Here is a 3445-nt window from a genome sequence, read left to right as displayed (position 1 = left end):
TATTATGAACCATCAAACCGCCGAAACCAAGCTGGAGTTTTCCCTGCGCGAACAGGAACGCGAGCGCATAGAAAAAGAGAAGGCGTGGTTTTACTTGAGCCGCCTGATTAAAATAATCAAAAGCTGTCCGCCGCACGTTGCGTTTTTTGTCACCAGTACATTAGAGTTTGAGGCCGCCGATGCGTACCTTAACCCGCCCGTGGTTAAGAAACTGTACGCCAATGATGAAGAGGGGAGGGATTGAGATGAGTGAGATAGGAAGCGTTTGGCTGGATAGAAAGTACGTTTATAGCCGCATGACTAATCTTTGTTTTCATGGAGAAAAGTCATGACTCAATGGCAACCTATTGAGACGGCTCCGAAAGATGGGACAGATATCTTAGTATTTTGTTCAACTATAAATCAGAAAGAGATGGCGGTTGTTTGGTTTGACCCGTTTGCCGGCTGGATAAATTTTAGAGAAGATTCGTATGCCCCTTGTTCTTGGATGCCCCTACCGCCACCCCCACAGTCCCCTAGCTCAACCCCGATCACCAACGAAGGAAAGGAAAGGAAAGGAATTGAGATGAAAGATATCCACAAATTAAAGCGTCAACTTGATCTTTTTTATCAATTAGAACGTATTGAGAATTTTTGCAAAACTCTTGAGGAAGGCCGCGTATGGGTTAAAGCCGAAGAAGGAGAAGATATTGGTTACAGCAACCTAATTGCTTATATCGAAGCAATACATTTTAGAACGGGGTTTATGGGATACGGAACATTTAAATTGGTTGATTTTCAGTTTCCTGATTCCGAATTATTAGAATTAAACGAAACTATTTTAGACGGTTTACTTGCTGCAGCAGACAAACGCATAATTAAAATAAAACAAAAAATTAGTGAATTAAGCGACGAAGGAGAGAAGTCATGAGCGACCACCAGCTCAAAATAAACGAAATCTACGCCTATATTGCCACCGAAACCGACGGCAAAGAAGGTGTGCTAGGGGGAATTTTTGAAGGGATGCCACTTCCCTTTATAGGGACCGACCTATCCCGGATGGAAAGCCTTAGGCCATATGCCCAGCTTGTTGCCGACGAGAAAGGCATAGACGTTAAAATGGTGCACTTTAAGCAGCGCGTGGACGTAAAGACCTTGGTTCCGAACACCGACGAGGGAGAAAAGCCATGACACAACTGCAAGAGCAACTAGAGTACGCGGAAGAGATTATCCGGCGGTTCTACAAAAGAGACCGGACATGTAGGCAGTGCTATGCTGGCGATTACAGCGTTTCGCACGAGGGTGACGTGACGTTTGAAGACCGCCTTATGGACAAAATGGCTGAACTTTACCTCGCCGGGGCAAAAACACCCGCCGAGTTTGTGAAGGCGGAAGCAGGAGAAAAACCATGAGTAACCTGCAAGAGCAGTTAGAGTACGCAAATATTATCATCAAGATGCTTACTAATCGTGCGGTTTCATCTTTTGAGCATGAATTGAAAGAGCGTATGGTGAAAGGTTATCTTGCCGGGGATAAAACTGCCATTGAGTTTTTAAAAGCACATGCCGGAGAAGAAAAATGACCATTTCCATGACCCTAAGACACCTTCGCGCCGAAAGTGGCTTGTCCTTACAACAACTTGCTGAAAAAGTTAACTGCTCAAAGGCTCATTTATGGTCAATTGAAAAGGGAGCATCTATTAACCCCGGTGTGATGTTAGTACAAGCACTTGCTGAAGTTTTTGAGGTTAGTGTTTCCCGATTTTTTGGGGAAGAAATTAAAACAGGGGACGAAGAAGTAGATGTTCTTGTTAGAGATTATAGAACTTTAAAGCAAAGAGATAAAGACTTTATAAAAATCGCAATCAAGACTTTTAAAGAGTGGGGAGAAAAACCATGAACTACGCTTTGCTTTGTTTTCTCATTTGGGTGTTGCTAACACCCTATGAGAAACGCCTCCAACAAGTGTCCGATTTTGGCCGGGCGTGGCGGGGAGAGACAGCCACACAGGGAGAAAAACCATGAAACACACATTTAGAGGTGTCCTAATGGCCCTTCGCACCCTTCCAAAGTCTTATCAGGACACGGGCTTTTGTGATGTGCGGGTGGCATTGGATGGTGACGCGATAATTGTTGCCACGCAAGACTACCCAGCAATGTATTTTCGGCACGGGACATGGGAAACTTTGATCATCAAACACCGGGACAAAGTTGCTTTTAATAAGAACTTTAACTTTTCAGTAACAAAAAAACCCGACGAAGCTAATGAAATATCAACCATTTTAATGGATTGTAACAACCTCATCAACCAAGCCGCCGACCTCCGGGCTAAACTGGAAGAAATGCGGGAAAAACTAGGAGTAGAGTCATGACCGCCGTTACTACCACCATCACGAACCTAAGTTTTTACAACGGACGGTTTACTCCCGATTTTATTCAAAAAGAGATTGATAGCCGCCTTGGAACGAGAAACCACGATAAAAATCAACGTATTACTTTTGGAAAATACGCTGGGCTGAAATACGGGGAAGTACCTGAGTATTACCTCGATTGGATGGTTTTTAAGCAAGTAAAACCTCTTGCCGCCCTGCAAGAGATTCAACGACAAATGCTTGGAGGAGAAACGTCATGACCACAATAGCGTACAAGGATGGCGTACTCGCTGCCGACTCCCGCGTTATGAGTAACGGGTGGATAGCGCATGACCTAGCCCAAAAAGTCTTCTTGCGGGAAAATGTTTTTTTCGCAGTGTCCGGCGATGCCGTGGAAGGTAAAGCTGCTGTCGAAGCAATCTTAAAAGGCGAAAAATATATTCCCCAAGATAGCAACGTGTCTTTCACCGTTATGGCTATCAATATGTGCGGCGATATAAAGGTTTGGTGCAATGGGGAAACACACACAGAAGGGGAACTTATCCCACTAAAGTATTGGGCCATCGGCAGCGGAAAAATAGCGGCGATGGCGGCTATGGAAGTCGGTGCGGATGCTTGCTGGGCAGTGGAAATTGCCAAGAAGTATGACCCAAACACCGGAGGAAACGTAAGAGCGTATCACATCGACGACTTGGTAAAGGGGGCTTTATGACCACCACCGTCGCCTTAAATCGCCAACGCTCATCGCCGTTATGGTGGATGTTTACACGGGGCAGTCTTCTCGCCGGGGCCACATTTATCTTCATAGCCGTGTTTACGTTGCTTTCATACATCGGGCACTTGGCTTGGGTAAACTGGGTGTCCCCTAGAGTGGAATTACTGGGCGTCCAAGCTATCCAGTTCGCGGGCAAAGAAATCGTTGCCGAACCCGTGCAAATAACCTCCATCAACCCCGCCACGGATAACAACACCCGGCTGCGGAATTTGGATGTGGAGTTAGAGCAAGCCATCAGGAGCAAGCCATGAACGACGTGCATTACAGCTCCGCCACCGATATGTGGGAAACACCACAACCATTCTTTGATGTGTGGAATG

10 protein-coding genes are annotated in these 3445 nt (G+C 45.7%); all 10 read left to right on the top strand.

Features of this window, described 5'->3' with window-relative positions:
• The coding region (locus IM500_RS03275) for a hypothetical protein (RefSeq protein ID WP_287737683.1) at positions 1–244 on the top strand (244 nt) is incomplete at its 5' end.
• 84 nt (positions 245–328) lie between these two features.
• Positions 329–910: a hypothetical protein gene (locus tag IM500_RS03270; protein ID WP_287737682.1), complete on the top strand. Its 582-nt coding sequence runs from the start codon at positions 329–331 to the stop codon at positions 908–910.
• Positions 907–1170 carry a hypothetical protein gene (locus IM500_RS03265; RefSeq protein ID WP_287737681.1) on the top strand — a complete coding sequence of 88 codons (264 nt, stop codon included), beginning with the start codon at positions 907–909 and terminating at the stop codon, positions 1168–1170. The genes IM500_RS03270 and IM500_RS03265 overlap by 4 nt, the downstream gene beginning before the upstream one ends.
• On the top strand, positions 1167–1391 hold the full coding sequence (locus IM500_RS03260; protein WP_287737679.1) for a hypothetical protein: 225 nt from the start codon (positions 1167–1169) through the stop codon (positions 1389–1391). Before IM500_RS03265 ends, IM500_RS03260 begins: the two co-directional genes overlap by 4 nt.
• Positions 1388–1561, top strand: a complete 174-nt coding sequence (locus IM500_RS03255; protein ID WP_287737677.1) for a hypothetical protein — start codon at positions 1388–1390, stop codon at positions 1559–1561. Before IM500_RS03260 ends, IM500_RS03255 begins: the two co-directional genes overlap by 4 nt.
• Positions 1558–1878 carry a helix-turn-helix domain-containing protein gene (locus IM500_RS03250; protein ID WP_287737676.1) on the top strand — a complete coding sequence of 107 codons (321 nt, stop codon included), beginning with the start codon at positions 1558–1560 and terminating at the stop codon, positions 1876–1878. Before IM500_RS03255 ends, IM500_RS03250 begins: the two co-directional genes overlap by 4 nt.
• A gap of 121 nt (positions 1879–1999) precedes the next feature.
• Positions 2000–2350: a hypothetical protein gene (locus IM500_RS03245; RefSeq protein WP_287737675.1), complete on the top strand. Its 351-nt coding sequence runs from the start codon at positions 2000–2002 to the stop codon at positions 2348–2350.
• Positions 2347–2610 (top strand): DUF3820 family protein, encoded by a 264-nt coding sequence (locus IM500_RS03240; protein WP_287737674.1) that lies wholly within the window; start codon positions 2347–2349, stop codon positions 2608–2610. The genes IM500_RS03245 and IM500_RS03240 overlap by 4 nt, the downstream gene beginning before the upstream one ends.
• A complete protein-coding gene (locus tag IM500_RS03235; protein WP_287737673.1) occupies positions 2607–3062 on the top strand; it encodes a hypothetical protein in 456 nt (151 codons plus the stop codon). The genes IM500_RS03240 and IM500_RS03235 overlap by 4 nt, the downstream gene beginning before the upstream one ends.
• Positions 3059–3376 (top strand): hypothetical protein, encoded by a 318-nt coding sequence (locus IM500_RS03230; protein WP_287737672.1) that lies wholly within the window; start codon positions 3059–3061, stop codon positions 3374–3376. The genes IM500_RS03235 and IM500_RS03230 overlap by 4 nt, the downstream gene beginning before the upstream one ends.
• Positions 3377–3445: the final 69 nt, after the last annotated feature.

This window comes from Microcystis sp. M179S2, from assembly GCF_020245805.1.
Classification (GTDB): Bacteria; Cyanobacteriota; Cyanobacteriia; order Cyanobacteriales; family Microcystaceae; genus Microcystis; species Microcystis aeruginosa.
Note: the sequence above shows the minus strand (reverse complement) of the source record. Positions and strands in the feature narration are given on the sequence as shown.

What these genes read in the sequence shown, in the direction of transcription:
- IM500_RS03265 (WP_287737681.1), top strand. Translation starts at nt 907, where the DNA reads ATGAGCGACCACCAGCTCAAAATAAACGAAATCTACGCCTATATTGCC.
- IM500_RS03270 (WP_287737682.1), top strand. Translation starts at nt 329, where the DNA reads ATGACTCAATGGCAACCTATTGAGACGGCTCCGAAAGATGGGACAGAT.
- IM500_RS03230 (WP_287737672.1), top strand. Translation starts at nt 3,059, where the DNA reads ATGACCACCACCGTCGCCTTAAATCGCCAACGCTCATCGCCGTTATGG.
- IM500_RS03260 (WP_287737679.1), top strand. Translation starts at nt 1,167, where the DNA reads ATGACACAACTGCAAGAGCAACTAGAGTACGCGGAAGAGATTATCCGG.
- IM500_RS03235 (WP_287737673.1), top strand. Translation starts at nt 2,607, where the DNA reads ATGACCACAATAGCGTACAAGGATGGCGTACTCGCTGCCGACTCCCGC.
- IM500_RS03250 (WP_287737676.1), top strand. Translation starts at nt 1,558, where the DNA reads ATGACCATTTCCATGACCCTAAGACACCTTCGCGCCGAAAGTGGCTTG.
- IM500_RS03255 (WP_287737677.1), top strand. Translation starts at nt 1,388, where the DNA reads ATGAGTAACCTGCAAGAGCAGTTAGAGTACGCAAATATTATCATCAAG.
- IM500_RS03245 (WP_287737675.1), top strand. Translation starts at nt 2,000, where the DNA reads ATGAAACACACATTTAGAGGTGTCCTAATGGCCCTTCGCACCCTTCCA.
- IM500_RS03240 (WP_287737674.1), top strand. Translation starts at nt 2,347, where the DNA reads ATGACCGCCGTTACTACCACCATCACGAACCTAAGTTTTTACAACGGA.